This window comes from Sporosarcina oncorhynchi (genome assembly GCF_033304615.1).
Classification (GTDB): Bacteria; Bacillota; Bacilli; order Bacillales_A; family Planococcaceae; genus Sporosarcina; species Sporosarcina oncorhynchi.
On sequence record NZ_CP129118.1, the window covers coordinates 1,155,094 to 1,178,388 of the forward strand.

General features: G+C 42.2%; 19 protein-coding genes. 12 read left to right on the top strand and 7 right to left on the bottom strand.

Annotated features, from left to right (window positions below):
* Window positions 1-66 precede the first annotated feature (66 nt).
* From QWT69_RS05415 to QWT69_RS05450, 8 genes are all read left to right on the top strand, one after another.
* Window positions 67-588 carry a DUF84 family protein gene (locus QWT69_RS05415; protein WP_317969742.1) on the top strand — a complete coding sequence of 174 codons (522 nt, stop codon included), beginning with the start codon at window positions 67-69 and terminating at the stop codon, window positions 586-588.
* 91 nt (window positions 589-679) lie between these two features.
* A complete protein-coding gene (locus tag QWT69_RS05420) occupies window positions 680-1,189 on the top strand; it encodes a hypothetical protein (RefSeq protein ID WP_317969744.1) in 510 nt (169 codons plus the stop codon).
* Between the two features lie 98 nt (window positions 1,190-1,287).
* Window positions 1,288-2,106 carry a DUF1444 family protein gene (locus QWT69_RS05425; protein WP_317969746.1) on the top strand — a complete coding sequence of 273 codons (819 nt, stop codon included), beginning with the start codon at window positions 1,288-1,290 and terminating at the stop codon, window positions 2,104-2,106.
* Window positions 2,103-2,708, top strand: a complete 606-nt coding sequence (gene ytpR, locus QWT69_RS05430) for a YtpR family tRNA-binding protein (RefSeq protein ID WP_317969748.1) — start codon at window positions 2,103-2,105, stop codon at window positions 2,706-2,708. Before QWT69_RS05425 ends, ytpR begins: the two co-directional genes overlap by 4 nt.
* A gap of 114 nt (window positions 2,709-2,822) precedes the next feature.
* A complete protein-coding gene (locus tag QWT69_RS05435) occupies window positions 2,823-5,312 on the top strand; it encodes a DNA translocase FtsK (RefSeq protein ID WP_317969750.1) in 2,490 nt (829 codons plus the stop codon).
* Window positions 5,313-5,474: 162 nt separating this feature from the next.
* Window positions 5,475-6,788, top strand: coding sequence for a UDP-N-acetylmuramate--L-alanine ligase (gene murC / locus QWT69_RS05440; protein ID WP_317969752.1), 1,314 nt, complete (start codon window positions 5,475-5,477; stop codon window positions 6,786-6,788).
* A gap of 203 nt (window positions 6,789-6,991) precedes the next feature.
* Window positions 6,992-7,480: a DUF948 domain-containing protein gene (locus QWT69_RS05445; protein ID WP_317969754.1), complete on the top strand. Its 489-nt coding sequence runs from the start codon at window positions 6,992-6,994 to the stop codon at window positions 7,478-7,480.
* Between the two features lie 30 nt (window positions 7,481-7,510).
* Window positions 7,511-8,215 (top strand): YtxH domain-containing protein, encoded by a 705-nt coding sequence (locus QWT69_RS05450; protein WP_317969756.1) that lies wholly within the window; start codon window positions 7,511-7,513, stop codon window positions 8,213-8,215.
* A gap of 58 nt (window positions 8,216-8,273) precedes the next feature.
* Here the strand turns inward: QWT69_RS05450 and QWT69_RS05455 are convergent, their stop codons facing one another.
* Window positions 8,274-10,415, bottom strand: a complete 2,142-nt coding sequence (locus QWT69_RS05455) for a cell division protein FtsA (RefSeq protein ID WP_317969758.1) — start codon at window positions 10,413-10,415, stop codon at window positions 8,274-8,276.
* Between the two features lie 164 nt (window positions 10,416-10,579).
* On the opposite strand from QWT69_RS05455, the gene QWT69_RS05460 reads away from it, so the two are divergent.
* Both QWT69_RS05460 and ccpA read left to right on the top strand, forming a co-directional pair.
* Window positions 10,580-11,662, top strand: coding sequence for a bifunctional 3-deoxy-7-phosphoheptulonate synthase/chorismate mutase (locus tag QWT69_RS05460; protein ID WP_317969760.1), 1,083 nt, complete (start codon window positions 10,580-10,582; stop codon window positions 11,660-11,662).
* Window positions 11,663-11,780: 118 nt separating this feature from the next.
* Window positions 11,781-12,779: a catabolite control protein A gene (ccpA, locus tag QWT69_RS05465; protein WP_317969762.1), complete on the top strand. Its 999-nt coding sequence runs from the start codon at window positions 11,781-11,783 to the stop codon at window positions 12,777-12,779.
* Window positions 12,780-12,888: 109 nt separating this feature from the next.
* Here the strand turns inward: ccpA and QWT69_RS05470 are convergent, their stop codons facing one another.
* From QWT69_RS05470 to QWT69_RS05480, 3 genes are read right to left on the bottom strand one after another with little or no spacing between them, the layout of a single operon-like run.
* Complete coding sequence (locus QWT69_RS05470; RefSeq protein ID WP_317970935.1) at window positions 12,889-14,040, bottom strand: acetoin utilization protein AcuC; 1,152 nt, start codon at window positions 14,038-14,040, stop codon at window positions 12,889-12,891.
* Complete coding sequence (locus tag QWT69_RS05475) at window positions 14,040-14,687, bottom strand: acetoin utilization AcuB family protein (RefSeq protein ID WP_317969764.1); 648 nt, start codon at window positions 14,685-14,687, stop codon at window positions 14,040-14,042. The genes QWT69_RS05470 and QWT69_RS05475 overlap by 1 nt, the downstream gene beginning before the upstream one ends.
* A 16-nt stretch (window positions 14,688-14,703) precedes the next feature.
* On the bottom strand, window positions 14,704-15,336 hold the full coding sequence (locus QWT69_RS05480) for a GNAT family N-acetyltransferase (protein ID WP_317969766.1): 633 nt from the start codon (window positions 15,334-15,336) through the stop codon (window positions 14,704-14,706).
* A gap of 202 nt (window positions 15,337-15,538) precedes the next feature.
* Here QWT69_RS05480 and acsA point away from each other — a divergent pair, with 202 nt between their 5' ends.
* Window positions 15,539-17,233 carry an acetate--CoA ligase gene (gene acsA / locus QWT69_RS05485; protein ID WP_317970937.1) on the top strand — a complete coding sequence of 565 codons (1,695 nt, stop codon included), beginning with the start codon at window positions 15,539-15,541 and terminating at the stop codon, window positions 17,231-17,233.
* Between the two features lie 59 nt (window positions 17,234-17,292).
* Here the strand turns inward: acsA and QWT69_RS05490 are convergent, their stop codons facing one another.
* Window positions 17,293-20,262: a transglycosylase domain-containing protein gene (locus tag QWT69_RS05490; RefSeq protein WP_317969768.1), complete on the bottom strand. Its 2,970-nt coding sequence runs from the start codon at window positions 20,260-20,262 to the stop codon at window positions 17,293-17,295.
* A 361-nt stretch (window positions 20,263-20,623) separates the two neighbouring features.
* Here QWT69_RS05490 and tyrS point away from each other — a divergent pair, with 361 nt between their 5' ends.
* Window positions 20,624-21,889 carry a tyrosine--tRNA ligase gene (gene tyrS / locus QWT69_RS05495; RefSeq protein WP_317969770.1) on the top strand — a complete coding sequence of 422 codons (1,266 nt, stop codon included), beginning with the start codon at window positions 20,624-20,626 and terminating at the stop codon, window positions 21,887-21,889.
* A gap of 84 nt (window positions 21,890-21,973) precedes the next feature.
* Here the strand turns inward: tyrS and QWT69_RS05500 are convergent, their stop codons facing one another.
* Both QWT69_RS05500 and ku read right to left on the bottom strand, forming a co-directional pair.
* Window positions 21,974-22,237 carry a hypothetical protein gene (locus tag QWT69_RS05500; protein ID WP_317969772.1) on the bottom strand — a complete coding sequence of 88 codons (264 nt, stop codon included), beginning with the start codon at window positions 22,235-22,237 and terminating at the stop codon, window positions 21,974-21,976.
* Window positions 22,238-22,430: 193 nt separating this feature from the next.
* Window positions 22,431-23,255 (bottom strand): non-homologous end joining protein Ku, encoded by an 825-nt coding sequence (gene ku, locus QWT69_RS05505; protein WP_317969773.1) that lies wholly within the window; start codon window positions 23,253-23,255, stop codon window positions 22,431-22,433.
* Window positions 23,256-23,295: the final 40 nt, after the last annotated feature.

Genomic DNA, 23,295 nt, shown 5'->3' on the forward strand with positions numbered 1-23,295 from the left:
GTTGTTGAAAAAAGATAAGGCCATCCTAACGTGAGGATGGCTTTTTTTCTGGAAAGGGGAGCCTATATGGAGTTTGTAATCGGATCGACAAACAATGCGAAAGTGAAGGCGGCAACTGTCATCGTTAATCGTTATTTTCCCGGCAGTCGAGTAACGTCCGTGGACGTCGCTTCCGGTGTTAACAGCCAGCCATTTGGAGATGAGGAAACGAGAAATGGAGCATTGAATCGTGCAAGAAATGCGGCATTGACTTCAGTAAACGCAATTGGTATCGGGCTTGAGGGTGGAGTCCGAATGCTCAAAGGTGAAATGTATTTATGTAATTGGGGTGCATTCGTTCTCCCCACTGGAAAAAGCTACACCGCGGCGGGAGCCCAGATTCCATTACCGACGGAAATCGCAAAGGGCATCAAATCGGGTAAAGAACTCGGTATCGTTGTAGATGATTACTTCCATGGTCAGGGTATTAGACATAGTGAAGGTGCAATCGGAATGCTTACGGCTCAGATCGTCACACGTGATCAACTGTTTGAGCATGTTCTACAGTTACTTTGTGGTCAATTTATTTATGAACAAAATTTGAGATAAACCTACAAGTTTGCATATGTGCTTCATTATCTTTAAAATAGATAGCGTTCACTACGATAAAATTCAGCATGAAATGATTGGAGGAAATTGAATGTTCCGATCTTGGAAGTTCTTATTCCTGATACTCCTTTCCATCAGTGTTTTAACGGCTTGTGGCCAGACACTTGATGAAAGGGCTGCGGATGGAATAGCCGTAGCAAAAGAAGCTTTTTTATTGAATGACAAACAGACAAATGATGAAGTACAAGGCATTTCACTATATAAGCCTCCTGCATTTACAATAGAAGAAGATTCCGATGCACAAAATATTGTCATGAAAAAAGGCGATGAAACGTTTATCCTTTTCATCAATTCAAATGAAGGAAAAGACAGCCATCTTTTTTACGACCTTTTGAGTACTGATGAAGAGTCGGAACGGTTTGAAGAAACTTTTACGAATGATGGTTATTTCGGGTTTGCTTCCGTCGTAAAGATAGGCGAAGATCAAGTGGAACTAATTACAAGCGTTGGCGGCGTCAAGATGACGACAATAACGAAGAAGAAGAACATCCGCAATGATTTAGCAAGAATGATGGAAATTACCCGTTCAATCGATCAATGAAGAATTGAGCTATATGTAAATACTATACAAGTAGACGACGGTCACACGGCGCGTAATGCGGCGGGCGGCCGTTGATTTATGAAAGGAAGTATGAAAATATGAATTCGGCACAACTTGTAGAATTGCTGAAAGAACGGATACCGTCTGACCAACTGAAATGGCAGTTTGACAGAAAGACCGATAAGATCAGGCTGGAGCACAGTCAACTTTCCAGAGGCATGGATATTTCTTTGCCGGAAATCCTTGCAAAGTATGAAGATAAAAAAGACGCTGCAATCAATGAAGTTGTCTACACAATTAATGAGACATTTTCAGCGATGGAGAAAGAACGCGCTGAAGGATTCGTTAAAGCAAATTCCATCTATCCCGTTATCCGCTCGACATCATTCCCTGTCGTTTCAAAAGCGGGCGACAAATTCATCGTCAAAGATCATACGGCTGAAACGAGAATTTTCTATGCATTGGATCTGGATACGACCTATCGGCTGATTGATGAAACGATGCTAGAATCGCTAGGTATGACAGAATCGGAAATCATGGAGTCTGCGATGTTTAAAGTCAGATCTTTACCTACCGCTATGAAACAGGATGAAGTGGCGGGTAATGTATTTTACTTCATCAACAACAATGATGGATACGATGCGAGCCGCATCCTAAATATTGCTTTCCTTAAAGAGATGGAAGGAAAAGTGGAAGGGCATATGACGGTCTCTGTTCCGCATCAGGACGTACTCATTATAGGAGATGTGCGGAATGATACGGGCTATGACATACTTGCCCAGATGACTATGGAGTTTTTCACAACTGGACGGGTTCCCGTTACTTCACTATCATTCATTTACAAAGACGGCGAATTGGAGCCGATCTTCATCATGGCAAAAAACCGTATTGCAAGAAGGGAAGGAAGAAAGAAATGAACATTTTTTATAATCAGCATGGTGTAGGTGACGTCTTGTTCGTTCAATTGACGACAGAACGCCCTAAAGATATCAAAACTGAAACAACAAATGACATTACACTTATCAATGATGAAGAGACAGGAAAAGTTGTTGCTTTCAATCTTTTTAACGCTTCTAGTTATATGGAGATTAAAGCGGACGGACAACTAGAGACAACAGAAGAAGTAGTGGATCTACTGAAAAAGGCGATTGATAAGAATGGTGTGAAATTGGAACTTGATGTCGATTTTACACCGAAATTTGTCGTCGGCTACGTGGAACAGAAAGAAAAACATCCTAATGCCGATAAATTGAATATATGCACAGTTGACGTTGGCAGTGAAAAGTTACAGATTGTCTGCGGGGCACAAAACGTTGAGGCTGGTCAAAAAGTTGTTGTCGCGAAAGTTGGAGCTGTTATGCCATCGGGTATGATTATCCGTGATGCTGAATTGAGAGGTGTCGCTTCCTCTGGCATGATCTGTTCGGCCAAAGAGCTTAATTTACCTAATGCGCCTGAAGAAAAAGGAATTCTTGTTTTATCCGCAGATGCCGTAACTGGTGAAGCTTTCCAAATTTAATTGATTGAAGCGTACTGTCAAAAGCAGTACGTTTTTCTTATTTTACATAGGAAATTGATTTAGCTGATGAAAACCTGTTAAAATAGAATGATCGACTTGAAAAGAGTGATAGTATTGACATGGATTAAAAAGATGATGGCTCGAATGTTCGATGAAGAGCCTACTAAAGAAATGGCGGATCCTGAAAACCTTGATCATAAAGATGAAATTAAAGAGGATAAACCTCGTGAACGTCCAGCTTTCCGCTTTCCGATCATAACTGATGCTGAAATTTATGGTTGGGATTCGGACCCGGAAGTAAAAGACTCGACTGAAATTAGAGCGGCGAAAGAACTTGTCACCGAGTTGGATGATGAATTTGAACCTATACCCTTATACAAGAATGATAGATGGCCAGTGCAAACTGAAAAAGTAACAATTCATCGCGCGACACCTAGACTGAAATACGGAGAAACTGCAAACGTACAACCGACTAGAGCTTTTAGTCAAAGTGAAAAACCAGATAACGAAGTCCGTGAAGAGGTTATAAAGAAAAGGAATAACCGTCCTTTCACTCCGACAGAAGTACCTTCTCCTGTGTATGGCTACAAAAAACCTGTCCCACTACATAAAAAGGATAAGGACATGGATGAAATTAAGATAAATTCAGACAAAGTGGATGAAGAAAAGACTGATCTTATTGAAGAAAATGTGCGCATTGAAAACGACTATTCCGTTCATACTAGTGTCCAAGAAGAATCCATCGTATTTCCAGATGCATTGGATGAAGTTCAAGCATCCACACAATCTATACAGGAAAAAAACGAAATGACAATTGATGAACCAGAATCATTAGAAGTAGGAAGCGAAGTAGAAGAAGTATTACATGCTGACGAATCCGAAGATCTAGTCACAATTGAGGAACACAGCATAGTTGACGATGCGATGGACCTCGCTGCGGAAGAAGCGGAACCAACCAAAACAGAAAAAACTGTTCCGTTCAATGTGCTGATGTTGAAAAACGACAAAGCGAAATACGAACAGCGCTTACAAGCGAAATATGATCAACAAACTGTGGATAAAACAAACGTTATTGAAAGAACGGTAGAAGAAACCATTGCTCATTCCATACCTGAAATTCCAGTTGAAAGAGCGTCAGTCACTGTAGAACCGGAAACCGAATTAGAAGATCAGCCATATTATGCTTTCCCTTCAAAGGATTTCCTCGTGCAGGCAGAAGAGCATATTGAAGATACAGAATGGCTGCAGACCCAATCGGAAAAGCTGGAAGAAGCACTTTCTTATTTCGCTGTTCAGGCAAATGTCATTGAAGCAGTTCAAGGTCCTACAGTTACACGGTTTGAACTGACTGTCGGTCACGGGACTAAAGTGAGCAAAATTCGAAATCTAACAGATGATTTGAAGTTGGCGCTAGCAGCGGAAGATATTCGTATTCAGGCACCAATTCCGGGCACAAGCTCAATCGGTATTGAAATTCCTAATAGGAAACCGAGAGCCGTCAGAATATCCGAAGTGATTGAAACGAAGAGGTTTCAAGAATCGGATTCACCGCTTGAAGCGGTACTTGGACTCAGTCTAACTGGAGAGCCTGTCACGCTTGATCTGCGAAAAATGCCGCACGGAATGATTGCCGGAGCAACTGGATCCGGGAAGTCTGTATGCATCAACTCGATTTTGATTAGTTTACTATACAAATCGTCTCCGACTGACTTAAAGATGTTATTAATTGATCCTAAAATGGTTGAACTGGCTCCATTTAACGGTATTCCACACTTGCTAAGTCCTGTCATCACAGATGTTAAAGCTGCTACTGCTGCCTTAAAATGGGCAGTGGGTGAGATGGAGCGGAGATATGAGCTCTTTGCACATATTGGTGCTAGAAATATCGAACGTTATAATGAAATGGCCGAAAAAGAGCGTAAATTCTCATTAAAACTTCCTTATCTACTTATCGTGATTGACGAGCTGGCAGACTTGATGATGATGGCGCCTGCAGATGTAGAAGTGTCTATTAGCCGGATTACTCAGAAGGCCAGAGCTTGCGGTATCCATCTAATTATTGCGACTCAGCGTCCCTCTGTAGACGTCATAACTGGAACGATCAAAGCCAATGTACCGACGCGAATTGCATTTTCGGTATCATCCCAAATTGATTCGCGTACAATTATCGATACACCGGGCGCTGAGAGACTTCTCGGTAAAGGCGACATGCTTTATCTTGGCAACGGGCAATCTTCACCGGTGCGACTTCAAGGTACATTTGTCACGGATGAAGAAATCGAACGTATAATAGAACACGTTCAAAATGAGGCAGAACCCGATTATTTATTTGGTCAAGAGGACTTGTTGGCGAACATTGTTGATGAAGAAGAGACAGATCCACTCTTTATTGAAGCATGCCGTTTTATCATTGAACAAGGCAGCGCATCAACATCCTTATTGCAACGAAATTTCAGCATTGGCTATAACCGTGCTGCAAAATTAATGGATCGTATGGAAAAATTGGGTTTCATTTCCGAACAAAGGGGAACAAAAGCAAGGGAAGTATTCCTCACGGATAGCAATTTTGAACAGTTTTTAAATGGAAGTGAACAAACTGTCTGATTGCATTTTCCATCTAATAAGAGATGCTGATTACTAGTTATATTGAAAATAAAATGAGTGAAACGACGATGAAACAGATGGGGAAGAATAGTGAATACTTTTCTTTCTTATATGTCGGCTTTTCAGAATGTGGGAACAGAGATGATCCCGGGAGGTTGCATAATGACATTATTCCATTTTACAGGAATCAAAGGATCAGGTATGAGTTCGCTCGCACAGATTCTCCATGATTCTTCACATGTTGTTCAAGGATCGGATGTTGAGAAGTACTTCTTTACGGAAGACCCGCTACGTGAAAGAAAGATTAAAATTCTTCCTTTTGATGAAAATAATATTGAACCAGGTATGACGATAATTGCGGGGAATGCATTCCCTGACAGTCATCCTGAAATTGTTAAAGCTAACGAACTTGGATTGGAAGTAATTCGATACCATGATTTTCTTGGCGAATATATGAAGAAGAGTATCTCCATTGGAGTGACAGGATCTCATGGGAAAACGTCCACTACTGGGTTGCTTGCACATGTACTGACAGGGAATTCGCCGACTTCCTACCTCATAGGTGACGGAACGGGAAAAGGTGTTGAAGACAATAAATACTTTGTTTTTGAAGCATGTGAATATAAACGCCACTTCCTTGCGTATGATCCTGATTATGCAATCATGACGAATATAGACTTTGATCATCCCGACTATTTCAAGGATTTGGATGATGTCTTAGATGCATTCTCGCAGATGGCATTGCGTGTGAAAAAAGCGATAATTGCCTGTGGGGATGATATTCATCTTCAACAGATTCATGCGAATGTACCGGTTGTTTATTATGGCTTTGGTGATAATAATGATTTTGCTGCAAAGAATATTGTGAAATCAGAGCAAGGCTCGACTTTCGATGTGTATGTGCGTAATGAGTTCTTCCATAACTTCAAAATTCAATTGACAGGGGATCATGCCATTCTGAACGCGCTTGGAGTGATTGCCATCTGTCAGTATGAGGGTGTTGCGATCTCTGATATGGAAAGTCGACTAGCGACGTTCAGTGGTGTCAAGAGACGTTTTAGCGTAACTGAATCAGACGGGAAAGTAATTGTGGACGATTACGCCCATCATCCTACTGAAATCGAAGCGACGCTGCAATCCGCCCATCAGAAATATCCTGATAAAGAAATCATTGCAATTTTTCAGCCACATACATTCACAAGGACCGCAGCTCTATTGCCGCAATTTGCGGAAAGCCTCGCATCGGCTGATCATGTGTATTTATGTGATATCTTCGGTTCCGCCCGTGAGAAGGCTGGCAATTTGTCGATTAAAGATTTAGTTGATAAAATTCCGGGAGCAAAACATCTTGAAATGGATGATATCCGTGTTTTAGATGAACATGGAGACGCGGTGTATTTGTTCATGGGGGCTGGCGATATCCAGAAATATATGAACATTTTCAAAGAGCATACTGAACAAGAAGAGACAGCTTGATCCAATTGGATTAAGCTGTTTTTCAATCCGATATTCAATTACGTTATCCAAACGTTAGTTGAATAAGGGATTTTTTATTTTATTTCGCTAAAAAAGAGGGAATTAGGGAAAGATGTCGAAATTGGTAAAGGAGGCAAACGTTTATATGCTTCTTTTATAGGGTACAAATTACGTATGGATGTGTATTGGAGGGAGGAAATGCCATGGAGGTTTTATTGTATATCGCAGCGATTGTCGCAGCGATTGCATTTTTGATTTTATGTATTAGTTTAGCAATGACTTTAGGCTCGTTAAAAAAGACGTTGGCCAGCGTTGCTGTCACATTGGACGGACTGACAAAACAATTGGATGGAGTCACAACCGAAACGACACTGCTACTCAGCAAAACAAATGCACTTGCTGAAGACATTCAGCAGAAATCTGAAAAACTGAATACCGTCGTCGATGCTGTAAAAGAAATCGGTGGATCTGTCAGTGGACTAAACAGTTCCATTCGCGGAGTCTCTAATTCAATTGCAGTTGAAGCCGAACGCAATAGTGATAAAATAGCACAAGTCGTTCAGTGGAGCAATGTTGCATTTGGAATTATAGGTAAAGTGAAAGATATGAAAGCAACCCAATCTTCGGGTTGGACAACGTACAAGCCTGTTCGAAACCAGAAGAAATTGCCTAGTCCGAAAGCAAGGGTATGAGCAGAAAATAACTTTTTAGGAGGAATTCAATTGACTGACAAACAGAAACCAAATTATAACGATTCGCATTACGATCACCACTATCATGGAGAACAAGAATATAAAAACTCATTCGGTGAAGCGTCACATTTGCCGGTAACTTATCCTTATCAGTATAATACGGATGATTTTTACGAAGATGATAGCTCCAACGCAGGCAGCTTCTTATTGGGAGCATTAGTCGGCGGGGTCATTGGCGCTGCGGCAGCTTTATTCCTAGCACCAAAAACGGGCAAGGAAATGCGTGAAGACTTTTCAGATCAGGCGACACAGATTAAAAACAAAAGCATTGAGTTGAGCACAGTCGCGAAAGACAAAGCTACTGAATTTTCCTCTGTAGCGAAAGACAAAGCATCTGAATTCACTTCAGTAGCGAAAGATAAGGCGACAGAATTCTCTTCCGTAGCCAAAGAAAAAACAGAAGATCTTTCAAAATCAATTCAAGAACAATCCGGACAAATCGTCGGGAAAGTTAAGTCAATGGCGAATAAAACATCGATTCCTATGGACGATGGTACTGTTTCGTCAGAAGGTGAAGAAGCTGTCGATTATGTTGATAATACAGCAAAAACGGACAAAAAGGCCGCCAATGATAAAACGACGGGTAATAGTGATGTTTCCTATGACAATAGTGAGAATGTAGGGGAAGAAAAGCTAATGAACCAAAACTTTGTTTCAGACGAAGATAAAAAATAAGTGCAAAACGCCGGACAACCTGAATGGTCTGTCCGGCGTTTTTATTTTTCCAACAAAATCATGAATCAACCTTTTTGGGGGAGAACGTTATTTCTAGAGCATCATTCTCATAAATAGGATCATTGAAGCCGATTGTTTCGCCGTTTCTTAACAATTGATAGGATGATGTCCCTGCCTGTGGCAGCGTATATTCGATATATTTGAAGACATCGCTGAACACGGCCTGCTTATAAGCAGCCTCAGAAAACGTAATCACATCACCGGGTTTAATGATTGTTGTGTGATCACTCGTTTGACCATTCAACAGGATCGTAAACGAACTGCTATGTAAATCAACCGGAACGCCGTTAAATGTCACGGATACAATCGTTCTATGAGACTTACCTATTATTTGGATGACCTCCTCCACTGAAGGGAGTTTTGGCTGAATGATCCGTATCGCATCACCGTCTTTTAATTGATAGCTTGGTAGGATGGGTTTATTTCCTAGCATGAACCTTGGTGTGAATTCTTTCATCCGAATACGTTGATTGTTAATGAAAAGTTCGAAAGGTTGTTCTGTTTCAATCGCTTCATTTGTCAAAATGGCTTGCAAGTTAGTTTGGAAAGTAAATGAAATCTCATCGCGGTCTACTACGGCATGATCAGATGTTGCTAGAAGGCCGTTTACGATAATTTCTGGTTTGATTGCTACTGGCTTTTCATTAATTGTAATATGGATAGGCTGTATGTCGCCAATCAAGTCTTTAATCGTCGCTGTTGCGTTTCTTCCGTCAATGCTTGGTTCCAGAGAGATTATGTCGCCATTTTTAATGAAGTCTTTTGTGCTGGCAATCTTGCCGTTTAGTAATATGACGGAAGAGTGTCCATGTTCTCCCGGAATAATTACTCGATCTCCGTTTAAAGTAATGGACATCCCAAGTCCAGGTTTTCCATATAGTTGTTTTGCTTTTATGTTTGTCGCGAGTAACGCGTCCCCAACGGTCATTTCTTTTAGCTCAAACAGCCGGATAGTCTTATCATTCACCATAACGGTCATATAATGAATAGGTGCCCGTCTAGCTGCGATAGCGATTCCGATTGGGGTAACGAGAGCAGGAGAAGACACGATCTCTTCTGACAAGGTGACGTTGGATAGCGCCTCCAATCCTCGTATGCCAACACGGTTTTCAGGTAATTCCAACCTTGCGCTAATTTCTTTCGTCAGTCCCGGAGTCAGACTACCTCCCCCGACAACCATGACAGCTTGTGGTGATCTGCCATTGTTCAGCTTTCTTATTTCTTGTGAAATACTAGTAGCTAGCTTGTCAATGGCCGGTTGAATAAAGGAAATAACTTCGTCAGATGGGATGGTCTGTTCGAAACCAAGAATATCAACTATTTGAATGGAATCTTCACTTGATAACGACCGTTTTGCTAGTTCTGCAATCGGGAAGTCGAGCAAATAATGATTGCTAAGTGCCTCAGTCACTTCATCTCCTGCAACAGGCACCATACCATAGGCAATGACTGTATTATTGTCCGTAATTGCAATGTCTGAAGTGCCTGCTCCAATATCTACGAGTGCAACATTCAACCTACGCATGGAAGGAGGAATTAGGACATTGATGGCGGCTATTGGTTCAAGTGTCAGTGCTTCCATCTCAAGATCGGCTCGTTTCAGCGCGGACAGCAACGATTCCACGACGACTCTCGGGAGGAAAGTAGCAATGACGCTCGCCGTAGCTGAACGCCCGGACTGATCGATAAGGCTGCCAATATCATCGCCATCCAATTTGTAATGGAGAACAGAGTAACCGACACAGTAATAATAATCATCTGTTGTTGCAGATGACGATAACAGACTTTGCTGGGCCTGTTGGACGGCGGCCAATTCAAGTCGATTAATATCTTCGGTCGAAAATAGGGATTTCTCTGAAATATCGATTGTCATAGAACCTTCAGTTGTTTTCAAAGCTCTTCCTGCAGCAGCCACACTGACACGATTTAATGGTCCATGCCGTTCTTCCAATGTGGATTTAATCTCCGAGATGACGTTAGCGACACTTAAAATATTATGTATTTGTCCGTCAATCATAGACCGTTCTTTATGTTCAATCGTGACAAGATCTTCGACATGGTAAACCTCATTATTTTCTTTTAAAATGATGCCGACGACAGAACGCGTTCCGATATCTAGTGCAAAGAGATGGTTAGACACAATAATGCACCCTTTCATCGTCAAATAATGCGAATCTTTGACAATTTGCAGAAATGACGTGACTTTTCAAAAGCTATTCTTTATACTTGGACTATTATATAAAAATGTAACATAGATTTCCCAGTTCGAAAAGGGAATGATGTGTGCGGGGAGGAGACATATTAATGACACAGAACAATTTAGAAGTTCTACGCAATTCTGTAGACGAGTTGAATACGAAGATTTTGGATTTGATTAACGAACGTACGTCAGTCGTTCAGAGTATCGGTAAAGTAAAAGAGAAGCAAGGTGTAAACAGATATGATCCGATCCGTGAGAGGGAAATGCTTAACGCGTTAGTGGAGTCGAATAAAGGTCCAATTCCGAATGGTATTCTGGAACAGATCTTTAAAGGGATTTTCATGTCAGCACTTGAAATCCAGGAGGACGAACAACGCAATGCTTTACTAGTTTCACGTCAACGTAAACCCGAAGACACGATTGTCGATGTTAATGGTCACAAAATCGGCAACGGAGAGCAGACTTTCATATTTGGTCCTTGTGCAGTTGAATCGTATGAACAGGTTCTTGCTGTAGCCAAATCCATTAAAGCTAAAGGGTTAACGATGATGAGAGGTGGAGCTTACAAACCCCGCACATCACCTTATGACTTCCAAGGTTTAGGCCTTGAAGGATTAAAAATCTTAAAACGTGTTGCAGATGAAACAGGCTTATCGATTGTTACAGAAATTATTACACCATCGCATTTGGAGGAAGCACTCGAATATATCGATGTTGTCCAAATCGGTGCTCGTAACATGCAGAACTTCGAATTGTTAAAAGAAGCAGGAATGGTGAATAAACCTGTTCTTCTCAAACGCGGTTTGGCTGCAACAATCGACGAATTCATTCATGCAGCAGAATATATTATGTCAAAAGGAAATAGCCAGATTATGCTATGTGAGCGTGGAATCCGTACATATGAACGTGCGACGCGCAATACGCTTGATATCTCAGCTGTTCCGATTCTTAAACAGGAAACACATTTACCGGTATTTGTTGACGTGACACACTCAACAGGCAGAAAAGATTTACTCTTGCCAACAGCAAAAGCTGCAATTGCAGTCGGAGCTGACGGTGTTATGGCTGAAGTGCATCCAGATCCAGCAGTCGCTTTGTCTGACTCGGCACAACAGATGGATATCCCGCAATTCGATGAATTCTATAAAGAGATTCAGCGTTTCATGAACACACACCAGACTGTTTGAAGATAGATTTACACTTTAATTATTCTGCAAATGGCGCCGGACCTTTAAAGGATCCGGTGTTTTGATTATACTGGAAGTAAGCGAATACATATTACAGTGTTAGGAAGGAGATTTGACGATGTCAATAACAATTTATGATGTTGCCAGGGAAGCTAACGTTTCGATGGCAACCGTTTCACGTGTTGTTAACGGGAATCAGAACGTAAAACCCGCGACACGGAAAAAGGTTCTCGATTGCATCGAGAGACTTGGTTACAGGCCGAATGCAGTTGCTAGAGGACTGGCCAGTAAAAAGACGACAACAATCGGCGTCATCGTGCCTGACATTTCAAAAAGCTATTACGCTGAATTGTCACGCGGAATTGCAGATATTGCGACGATGTATGAATACAACATCATTCTGTCTAATTCAGATAAGCGAATGACACGCGAAATGGAATTACTGGATGATCTACTCGGTAAGCAGGTAGACGGACTTATTTTCATGAGTGACTCTCTATCGGAAGAAATCAAAAAAGAGATGGCGACTGCTAACGTGCCAATTGTTCTTGCAGGAACGTTGGACTCATCAACAGATCTTGCGACCGTCAATATCGATCATGAACAAGCAGCTTATGATGCCGTGAAAAAGCTGATCGATAATGGTCATAAACGGATTGCTCATGTTTCTGGTCCACTTACAAGAGATATCAACCGGTATTGTAAAAAGGTCGGCTATGAACGTGCGCTTAAAGAAGCGGGCCTTCCTATTTACGAAGAATACTTTATCGAAACAGATAATACGTACGATGATGCCTATGAAAAATGGCGCCTGTTACGTAAGTTGGATGAAAAGCCGACCGCTATTTTTGCTGGTAATGATGATATTGCTGTCGGTATGATGAATGGCATCCGTGATGATGGCTATTCCATTCCTGAAGACTTTGAAGTCATCTGCTTCCAGCACACTTTACTGTCACGTGCAGTTAGACCTCAATTGACGACAATCGTCGTTCCACTTTATGATTTAGGTGCGGTATCGATGCGTTTGTTGACAAAAATGATGAATGGCGAAGAAATTGCTGAAACGAACGTTCTCTTGCCATACCGAATGGAAGAGCGTCAATCAACGAGATAATGGACTTACCGACATTTCCATAATAATAGAAGGGGAACTAGAAAAGTTCCCACTTCTATTTTTTTTGCCTACATTCTAAAATTAGTTAATAATGAACGATATTATTTCTTCAGTGATTTCTAACGATTTGTAACGCTCTTTGCAACATCTGGGCATTTTTTTCCGTAATTTCTTGTTTTCTCGGAATTGCTTCATACAAAGGATTAGGATCCTGCCACGTTTCGATGAACGGAACGGGGGATTGGTCCTGCCATGCTTGCAGCCACTCTGCAGGCAAGTTGCCTGTCGGGCTAGGTAGACGCTTCATCGCCAACCAGAGCTGTGCCCACGCTCTTGGTACAACACGCCAAATATCATAACCACCGCCACCGACAGCAATCCATCTGCCTTCACAATAGCGGTCGGCAATTTCCCTTGCAATGCGTGGAATCTGTTCATAAATATCCATCGTTCCGTATAAGTGTGTTAGCGGATCGAAATAATGCGCATCCGCACCGTTTTGTGTAAGGATGACATCTGGTTTAAAATAAGCGGCAACTTCCTCGATAGACGTTTTATATACGTCAAGGAACGATTCATCTTCCGTAAAGGCATCAATTGGAAAATTAAACGTCGTGCCATACCCTTCTCCATTTCCACGCTCGGTAATGCTTCCGGTTCCCGGAAAGAGATAACGTCCTGTTTCGTGGATGGATAGTGTACAGACATCGGGATCATCATAAAAAGTCCATTGGACACCATCACCATGATGAGCATCCGTATCTATGTAGAGAACACGTGCGTTGTATTTCTTCTGCATATATCGGATGGCGACCGAGCTATCATTGTATACACAAAAACCTGAAGCTTTTCCTTGGAACCCGTGATGTAGTCCGCCGCCAAGATTTAATGCATATTTCGATCTTCCTTCCATCACTTCATCCACAGCTGTCAATGTACTGCCGACGAGCATCGCGCTAGCCTCATGCATGTTTTTAAAAATGGGGGTATCTTCAGTCCCGATTCCATAAACTGACCCGACTTCGTTACTAATTTCACCCCGCCCAGCTTTTTTTACGATTTCGATATACTTTGCTTCATGAGCTAATAATAGTTCCTCGTCAGTGGCCATTCTTGGCGAGATAATATCCGCATCTGATATAGCGCCGGTCTTCCTTAACAAATCCAGCGTCAACACAATCCGCTTTTGGTTGAAAGGATGAGTATCCGAAAAAGAGTATCCGAGTTGTTCTTCTGAATAAATGAAAACAGCATCTTTTATCATTGGACGATGCCTGGTACATTCGGCCAGAGCACTTCGAATCCGCTATTTCGTAAACCGTCGATGACACTAAGGGGATTCATCGTTTTGACTCGAATGACGAGTATTTTATTATCCTCATTGACCTTGTCCGGGTAAACGAGGACGCTGAGAATATTCATTTTGTGTTCGTGAAAGACTTTGGATACTTCAAACAGGATACCTGGAATATTTGGAACCCGTACTTCAATTTGTGAGCCAGGCTGATGCGCTCCTGTCAATTCGATATACTTATAGAGCAGATCTGTTTCCGTAATAATACCGACGAGTTTGTTGTTTGAAACAATCGGAAGACAACCAATCTGATGATCATAAAATATGACAGCGGCCTCTTCGACAAAATCCATTGGGTGCCCAGTGATTGGATTGGTCGTCATAAGATCACCGAGTGGCGTATTGTAAACGGTTACATCTTTACTGTCGGAATAAATGGAAGGGACCGCTTCTTTCAGATCCCTATCCGTGACGACACCTACAAGCTCTCCGCTATTTGCAACGATTGCGAGGTGTCTGATTTTATGTTTAAGCATGATTGCGAGAGCATCTGAAACGGTTTGCTCTGCTGTTAATGTAATTACTTTTCTTTTCATAATTTCTTCGATTAACATTTTGTTTTGCCTCCTATCAGTACATGTAACGGTTCATGAAGCGTAGACTGTCGAATTGCTGTACGGATTCCTGATCTACGCGCTTGCCGATTTTTGCCATCAGACAATTGGCCGGGTGAGAACTAATTTCTGGATCATCCGTCGCGTAATATTCCAGTCCTCCAGCATTCATCATCTTTTCCATGACCTTCCGATATTCCCATACATTCAATTTCGTACCTTTTAAATCCCAATGCCAATAATATTCTGTTGTAATGACGATAAAGTCTTCCATCGCGTCATCCATCATGGAAACTTCAAGTAATGCTTTCCCGACGCCGCCCCCGCGAAATTTTGGCGCGACTTCGATTGCGCCAAGCTCAATGAGGTTTTTCATATTCCCTTGCGACCATCTTTCGAGTGGATCCGGGTAGAGGAAAGTCGCATAGCCCACAATTTCATTCATATCTCGAACGATAATAATACGACCTTCAGGCAAATCTGCAATTTCAATCAATGCTTTATGCTGCTGCTCAGGAGGTCTGAAAGCAACTAAATCTTTATGGAACTCGTAGTTTGCCAACTCCGAACCGGGTATCGGCCCCTCGATTATAACGTTGCCATTCTTATGTTTAACTTCCATTGCATTGTATGTTTTACTATGATTCACAGTTTTCACCGTCCCACTAATAAGTCATCTAGAATCCATTATACAGCAAGAGAGGACGATGCTGTGAAATTATTATCACAAATTAAATGACAATACTAAAGATAGTAATTTATTAGCCAATAAAGAAAAGTTGATGTAGAATTAAAAGGGTTAAACGTTGGATGAAAGGGTGATAGATTTGGACAATAGAACGTTACCGGTCATGCAAGGGGATTATCAATTACAGGATTATGAAAAGGCAGTTCAGAATTTTAAATGGTCTGATACCGAAAAGGAATTCAGCTGGCACGAAACCGGGCTAATGAATATCGCGCATGAAGCGATCGATCGACATGCGGATTCCTATCGGAAAAATAAGGTGGCACTCTTCTATAAAGACGGTACACGCAAAGAGGCATATACCTACAATGACATGAAAAGAATGTCCAATAAAGCGGCAAATGTACTGACGAATCATTCCACATTGGAAAGAGGGGACAGAATTTTTATATTTATGCCACGTTCGCCAGAACTCTATTTTTCATTACTTGGTGCATTGAAGATGGGGGCGATTGTTGGACCATTATTCGAAGCTTTCATGGAAGGTGCTGTCTATGACAGATTGTCTGATAGTGAAGCGAAAGCAATTGTGACGACACCTGAATTACTCGATAGAATACCGGTTGACAAATTGCCGCATCTGCAAACGATTTTCTTAGTCGGGGAATCTATTGAAGAGGATGATAAACATATTGATTTGAATAAACATATGAAAAAAGCATCGGCTGCTTTTCAAGTGGAGTGGTTGGAACGGGAATCGCCGACGGTATTGCATTATACATCCGGATCGACGGGGAAGCCGAAAGGTGTATTACATGTACAAGAAGCAATGATTCAACAATTCCAAACCGCAAAATGGGTACTTGACCTAAAAGATGAAGATGTCTTCTGGTGCACGGCGGATCCTGGTTGGGTCACTGGAACAGCGTATGGTGTTTTCGGTCCTATGCTTGCAGGGGCGACATCATTGATTGTCGGTGGAAGATTTTCAACGGACAATTGGTATGAAGCAATACAAGAATACGGAGTGACGGTTTGGTATAGCGCTCCGACAGCATTCCGGATGCTTATGGGGGCAGGTGCTGGGCCAGTCGGTCAATATGATCTCTCTTCACTGCGCCATATACTTTCAGTCGGGGAGCCATTAAATCCTGAAGTTATACGCTGGGGAATGGAAGTATTCAAACTTCGTATTCATGACACGTGGTGGATGACGGAAACAGGTGCCCAAACGATTTGTAACTTTGGTTCATTACCGATTAAGCTGGGTTCGATGGGTAAACCTGTGCCTGGAATTGAAGCAACCATTGTAGATAATCAAGGAAATGTGCTACCTCCTAATCGCATGGGGAATCTTGCCATTAAGAAAGGATGGCCGGCAATGATGCGCGGCATATGGAATAATGAAGAGAAATATGAATCATACTTTATGAATGATGAATGGTACGTTTCGGGCGACTCTGCTTATATGGATGAGGACGGTTACTTCTTTTTCCAGGGCAGGGTAGACGATGTAATCATGACAAGCGGCGAGCGGGTAGGTCCGTTCGAAGTGGAAAGCAAGCTTCTTGAACATCCTGCAATTATGGAAGCGGGAGTAATTGGCAAGCCGGATCCGGTCCGTGGAGAAATTATTAAAGCGTTCGTTGCACTTCATGAAGGATTTGAACCTTCTGAAGAGCTGGCTGAAGAGATTAAACAGTTCGTCAAAAAAGAATTGGCTGCACATTCTGCGCCAAAGGAAATCGAGTTTAAGGAGAAGCTTCCGAAAACAAGAAGTGGTAAAATTATGCGACGTGTCTTAAAGGCATGGGAACTCAATCTTCCGGCGGGTGATCTGTCGACGATGGAAGATTGACTTATAGACAAAAGAAAAAGCCGATGGAATGAAAAACATTCCATCGGCTATTTACGTTATTAATCATCCCCATCTTCATCTGAAGGAGGTGTACTGCCATTACCACCGCCACCATCTGAAGGAGGTGTATTGCCATTGTTGCCACCATTTGAAGGAGGCGTACTGCCATTGCCGCCCCCGCCATTGTTGTTGCCAGGAGGAGTGACAGGTGGGACATTTTCCTCTGGTTCATCCTCATCAGGTGTTTCAATTGCAGGAGGTTCAGGTGCATCAATCGTGACTCTATTGGATCCGCCAGACAATAATCCGGTTATATCCACAGTTCTGACATAATACGATCCTGGACCAACAGAAAGCGAATTCGCAGATGCATCCCTAATAGTCGCAATCCGTTCATTGTCCCGGTAAACATAATAGCCGATTACATCATCTGACGGTGAATCGCTCCACACCAATGTAGAATCGCTTAACGACAGGTTTACTGCTTCGGGTGCAACATTGTCAGCAGGGAAGACAGCACCTGATATGACGTTAGTTGAATAGGGAGAGCTTGGTGGGAACAGTTTAGAAGCATCTCCGCCCCATGCTCCGAGCATCCGGTCTATAAAGCTCTGGCTGACTCCTCTGCCTCCGGAAACGATGAATTCTGAAGGGGTCCCAGAATGAGCTAAATATTTTGCACCTTTGACGGAAACATATGAGCCGCTAATAAAACTGTCATCTGCTTCACTTGGAACCATCACCTTTGAGTTAAATAAATCGGAAGTTACTAATCCAGCAGCAGAACATTCTGCTGAAGGGGCTAGTCCAGAAATGCCGCAGAAATCTTTCGTAACGACTCCCTCAGGCTTTTCAAATTTCGAGTTTGCACCGACAAGATCAGGTTTTACTTCATTCGCCGCGTTGAGTATTTGAGCGAAGAGCATACTAGTACGTGTTGTCGGATGCATTTGTCCCGAGTTTCGTTTATACAGCTTTCGAGAATTGTCATAGTACCCAAACCATAAACCTAATGTAATATTAGGGTTATAACCGACCAGCCATGCATCGCCGTATCCTTGCGTCGTACCTGTTTTGACGGCGAGATCAGTAGTAAAGTTCATGAATTTCGGAATTTGCTGGCCAGTACCTTTAGGTTTTAGGACATCTTTCAGCATATCTGTAACAATATAAGCAGTTTCAGGGCTGAACACTTCAATCGGTTCTATTTCGTGTTCATAAATAATATTGCCTGACATGTCTTCAATACGGTCAATCATATAGGAGTCCACAAATTGTCCGTTATTCGCTAAAGTAGAGAATCCATTTGTATTCTCTTCAACGCTAACGCCACCGCGCATGCCGCCAAAAGATACGGCTGGGTAAAGATAATCCCCTGCTGTCAACTTGGAGAATTTCATTTTCGCAAGAAACTCTGCAGGTCGTTGATCGAGAATTTCTTTATAAAGTCTCGCGGTCGGCAAGTTCAGTGATTCTGCAAGCGCTCTACGTGCAGGTACTATACCGTTTTCCATTTCTGCAATGTAGTTAGTCGGACTCCAAGTACCACTGCCATCAGGGATTTCAAATTTGACATCGACAACCGGACTGCCGGCACCGATATATCCCCATTCGACTGCGGGTGCATAAACAAGAAGTGGTTTCATTGAAGAACCATTTTGTCTATACGCTTGTGTAGCATGGTTTGTTGCAATCAGTTCGTGATCACGTCCACCGATGAAAGAGAGAATCCGACCGGTTCGATTGTCTTTTATCATAGCGCCGACTTGTACAGGATCGTCTTTTAAAATCATTTCTCCAGTCGAATAATCCATTTCTTCACGCGTGTACGTAAAGCCATAATGTTCAAACTGAGCTGCGACCTGGTTAATTTTATCGTAGAGCGTCTGATCAATTGTTGAATAGATGCGGTAACCACCTGTCCGCATTTCCCGCTCTGCTAAGATTTCGTATTTTTCTTGTACTTTCTCATCTTCTACTACTCGTTCAGGATCCAATCCATCTTTTTCAGCAAGAATTTTTGCTAAAATTTTAATTGTTCGATTTTGAATTTCCTGAGTGACGTAAGGGTAGCGTTCAGTCGCACGCTTCGTCTTTTCACGGAAGTCTTTCGTAATATCATACGCAATTGCTTCTTCGTACTGTTCTTTTGTAATATAACCTGTTTCCTTCATTCGAAAAAGAACTGTCTTCATCCTGTCTACACCAGGCTTAAGATTTTCTTCCTTTTTCAATCCTCCGCCGTAATAACTGCCAAGGAATGGAGTATAGGCGAAAGGTGCTTGCGGAATTCCAGCTATATAAGCTGCCTGTGGCAAATTGAGATCTTTCGCCTTCACACCGAAAATCCCATCTGCCGCTGTTTCAATCCCTGCGATATTCTGACCAAGGGCATTTCTTCCATAAGGGATGATATTAAGATAAGCTTCAAGTATTTCATCCTTTTCCATGAAATGTTCAAGTCTCATTGCAAGCAGGATTTCTTTCGCTTTCCGTTCATAGGATACTTCATTTGTCAAAATTTGGTTTTTGATAAGTTGCTGTGTAAGCGTTGAACCACCTGTCTGACTCGATGAGTTGGAGACGTCCTGTAAAAGGCCACGGAAAATGGCTTTAGGTACAATACCTGAATGCGTTTCAAAGTATTCATCCTCTGTCGCTAAAACTGCATCGATGGCATATTGTGAAATCGCATCAAGTGTCGTTTCTTTCCGTTCGATGTCCGCATTCACCCGACCGAGATAGACATCGTTCGCAAAGTATATTTCAGATGTTTCTTCATAATTAAATATCGTATCCCGCATTTCATCTTTAGTTCGGAGTGGTTCTTTTGCGACGAGCGAAGCGAAATAACCGGCTCCAACTGATGTCGCGAAAACACCAATTGTCAATCCGACAACAAGGAAAAGGAGGAACAAGTTCCATAAGACTCCAGACGTAATGCGAATGCCTTTTGCCCAACTTTTTCTCTGTATCGTTTCGAACTTTTCCTCTATTAGATCAATCCTATTTTTACGTTTTTCACTCACATTTATTCCCCCCTAAAATCCTTCCTAATTATAGCACATTTCTTCCCAATCAATAGAAAATGTTTGACAATGGTTTTATTTAGATTAGAATAAAGGTAATATAATTTTGTATGTTGAAAAAGTCGAAGTAGGGGCGGTAGATCCGTATAGAGAGGCAGCGGTTGGTGGAAGCTGTCCGGTACATCGTTCACGAATTACAACTTTTGAGTGCAACGCTTACGCGGCGATAATGCGTCTAAAGCGGAGAAAATAATTTCTCAAGCCGGGTGGTACCGCGTTACTTTACTAAGTATATAACGTCCCTGCATGATTCCTTTGAATCGTGTAGGGACTTTTTTAATTTCATTGGAGGGATTTACTTATGAAAAACGAATTATTGGATGACTTGAAATGGCGCGGGTTGCTCTATCAGCTAACTGATGAAGAAGGCCTTGAGAAGGTGTTGAATGAGGAGAAAATCTCATTATACTGTGGAACAGATCCCACTGCGGATAGCCTGCACATCGGGCACATTGTTCCGTTTTTGACACTTCGTCGTTTCCAAAAACACGGTCACCGTCCCATTGTCCTCGTTGGTGGGGCAACAGGAATGATCGGTGATCCGTCTTTCAAAGCGGATGAGCGCGAACTGCTTTCTGATAAGCAAATCGAAAACAATGTTGCAGGCATTCGTAAACAATTGGAGAGTATTTTTGATTTTGGTACTGAAAACGGGGCAGTGCTAGTCGATAATAAGGACTGGTTCGGTGAAATGTCTGCAATCAGCTTCCTTCGCGATTACGGAAAACTACTAAGTGTGAATTATATGCTTGCAAAAGAAAACGTGGCATCCCGCTTGGAAACGGGTATTTCTTTTACAGAGTTTACGTATATGCTCATTCAGGGCGCGGACTTTAAGCATTTATATGATAAGTATAACTGCCGTCTGCAAATCGGCGGGTCTGATCAGTGGGGGAACATTACAACAGGTCTTGAAATCATCCGGAAAACACATCATGAAGAGGCGAAAGCATTTGGGATTACAATGCCTCTCATAACGAAGGCGGATGGCACGAAATTCGGCAAAACTGCCGGTGGATCTGTTTGGCTTGATCCGAAGAAAACATCACCTTACGAGTTCTATCAATTCTGGATTAATACGGCTGATTCAGAAGTCGTTAAATATCTGAAAATCTTTACATTTATGAGCCGACCTGAAATCGAGTCATTGCAAGAGTCTGTCGAGAAAGAACCACATCTTCGAAAAGCGCAACAGGCATTGGGTGAAGAAATGACGCGCCTCATACATGGACAAGAAGCGCTCGATCAGGCAATCCGTATATCTAAAGCATTGTTCAGCGGTGATTTAAAAGCTTTGACTGCAGAAGAAATGAAAGACGCATTCAAAGACGTCCCGACATTTGAAATGGACAAAGCCGTCAAGAATATCGTCGACTTTATCGTAGAAGCAGGGGTCTCTCCTTCCAAGCGTCAAGCGCGTGAAGACGTAACGAATGGTGCGATTTCACTGAACGGTGAAAAAGTGACAGACACAGCTTACGAAGTCACTTCGACTGATCGGCTAGATGACTCGTTCACCATCGTCCGCAGAGGTAAGAAAAATTATAAAATGGTGAAATTTAACTGATCATAGAAAAAGGCCAATCCTGTTGCGGGATTGGTCTTCTTCTTTATATTGTATAGATTGTGCCAGAATGTTTTGGCGATCGGCTCAATCTGTTGTGGCGCCCGTAAAATCGTCTTGTGCGCCCGTAAAGTCCGTAGTGGCGCTCGTAAAATCGTGATGCGCGCTCGTAAAGTGTGTAACTGCGCTCGTAAAATCGAAATGCGCGCTCGTAAAGTGTGTAACTGCGCTCGTAAAATCGAAATGCGCGCTCGTAAAGTGTGTAGCTGCGCTCGTAAAATCGTGATGCGCGCCCGTAAAGTCCACAACGGTCCACCAATCGCTCAACATGGCCCCAGAACCGCTCAACATCCCGAAAATCCGCTCAACATGGCCTTGGAACCGCTCAACATGCTGAAAAACCGCTCAAGTTGGCCCCAGAACCGCTCAACATCCCGAAAATCCGCTCAACATGACCCCAGAACCGCTCAACATCCCCGAAAACCGCTCAACATGGCCTCAAAACCGCTCAACCTCAAGGCTCAACCGCTCAACTAGCAGAAAGTCATGCTTTCTTCAATGCTTTTTTCCTTGTAATTGGTTTCTTTTTGGCTGTCTTATTCAATGAGGCTTGCAATGCGGCCATCAAATCTGTTGTGTTGGATGGGGAGATAGGCTGTTTTCCTATAGCGCCTGTCACGGCTGCATTGCCAGATTTTTTTTCTTCAATTAATTCCATCAATGCCGTCCGATACTCATCTGTATACTTTCCGGGTTCAAAAATGGTTGTCAATTGCTCCACTAGCATTAAGGCAGTATCGAGTTCCTTTTTCACTACTGATTCTTCACTAGGAATATTAGGTACGTCCTGAACATTACGTACTTCATCCGGAAAATGAATAATTTCCATTAATAATGCCTCTTTATAAACTCTCACAACCGCTAATTGCTCCTTTGATCGGATAATAATTTTTGCCACGCCGATCTTCCCGGATTCCTGCAATGCTTTTCGCAATAGAGCATACGCCTTTCCGCCATTCGAATCAGGTGCCATGAAATAGCTTCTTTCAAAATAAATGGGATCGATTTCCTCCAATTTCACAAAGTCGATAATTTCAACAGCTTTATCTTCATTTTCTTTTTTTAACTTTTCCAGTTCTTCCTCATCGAGAACGACAAACTTGTTCTTCGTGTATTCATAAGCTTTGACAATATCCTCGCTATGAACTTCCTTTTCACAAATAGGGCACACCTTCTGATAGCTGATTGGAGAGTTGCATTCCTTATGAAGCTGTCGCAGTTTGACATCGTTATTTTCAGTGGCGGCATGAAGTTTGATTGGTATATTGACAAGACCGAAACTGATGCTTCCTTTCCAGATTGTATGCATTGTTAACACCCGCTTTTTTTCTTAGTATGTAAAGATCATT

Coding starts and splice junctions, on each gene's coding strand:
- QWT69_RS05460 (WP_317969760.1), top strand. CDS start 10,580: ATGACACAGAACAATTTAGAAGTTCTACGCAATTCTGTAGACGAGTTG.
- ccpA (WP_317969762.1), top strand. CDS start 11,781: ATGTCAATAACAATTTATGATGTTGCCAGGGAAGCTAACGTTTCGATG.
- ytpR (WP_317969748.1), top strand. CDS start 2,103: ATGAACATTTTTTATAATCAGCATGGTGTAGGTGACGTCTTGTTCGTT.
- murC (WP_317969752.1), top strand. CDS start 5,475: ATGACATTATTCCATTTTACAGGAATCAAAGGATCAGGTATGAGTTCG.
- QWT69_RS05500 (WP_317969772.1), bottom strand. CDS start 22,237: ATGTTGAGCGGTTCTGGGGCCATGTTGAGCGATTGGTGGACCGTTGTG.
- tyrS (WP_317969770.1), top strand. CDS start 20,624: ATGAAAAACGAATTATTGGATGACTTGAAATGGCGCGGGTTGCTCTAT.
- QWT69_RS05425 (WP_317969746.1), top strand. CDS start 1,288: ATGAATTCGGCACAACTTGTAGAATTGCTGAAAGAACGGATACCGTCT.
- QWT69_RS05420 (WP_317969744.1), top strand. CDS start 680: ATGTTCCGATCTTGGAAGTTCTTATTCCTGATACTCCTTTCCATCAGT.
- acsA (WP_317970937.1), top strand. CDS start 15,539: ATGCAAGGGGATTATCAATTACAGGATTATGAAAAGGCAGTTCAGAAT.
- QWT69_RS05415 (WP_317969742.1), top strand. CDS start 67: ATGGAGTTTGTAATCGGATCGACAAACAATGCGAAAGTGAAGGCGGCA.
- QWT69_RS05445 (WP_317969754.1), top strand. CDS start 6,992: ATGGAGGTTTTATTGTATATCGCAGCGATTGTCGCAGCGATTGCATTT.
- ku (WP_317969773.1), bottom strand. CDS start 23,255: ATGCATACAATCTGGAAAGGAAGCATCAGTTTCGGTCTTGTCAATATA.
- QWT69_RS05475 (WP_317969764.1), bottom strand. CDS start 14,687: ATGTTAATCGAAGAAATTATGAAAAGAAAAGTAATTACATTAACAGCA.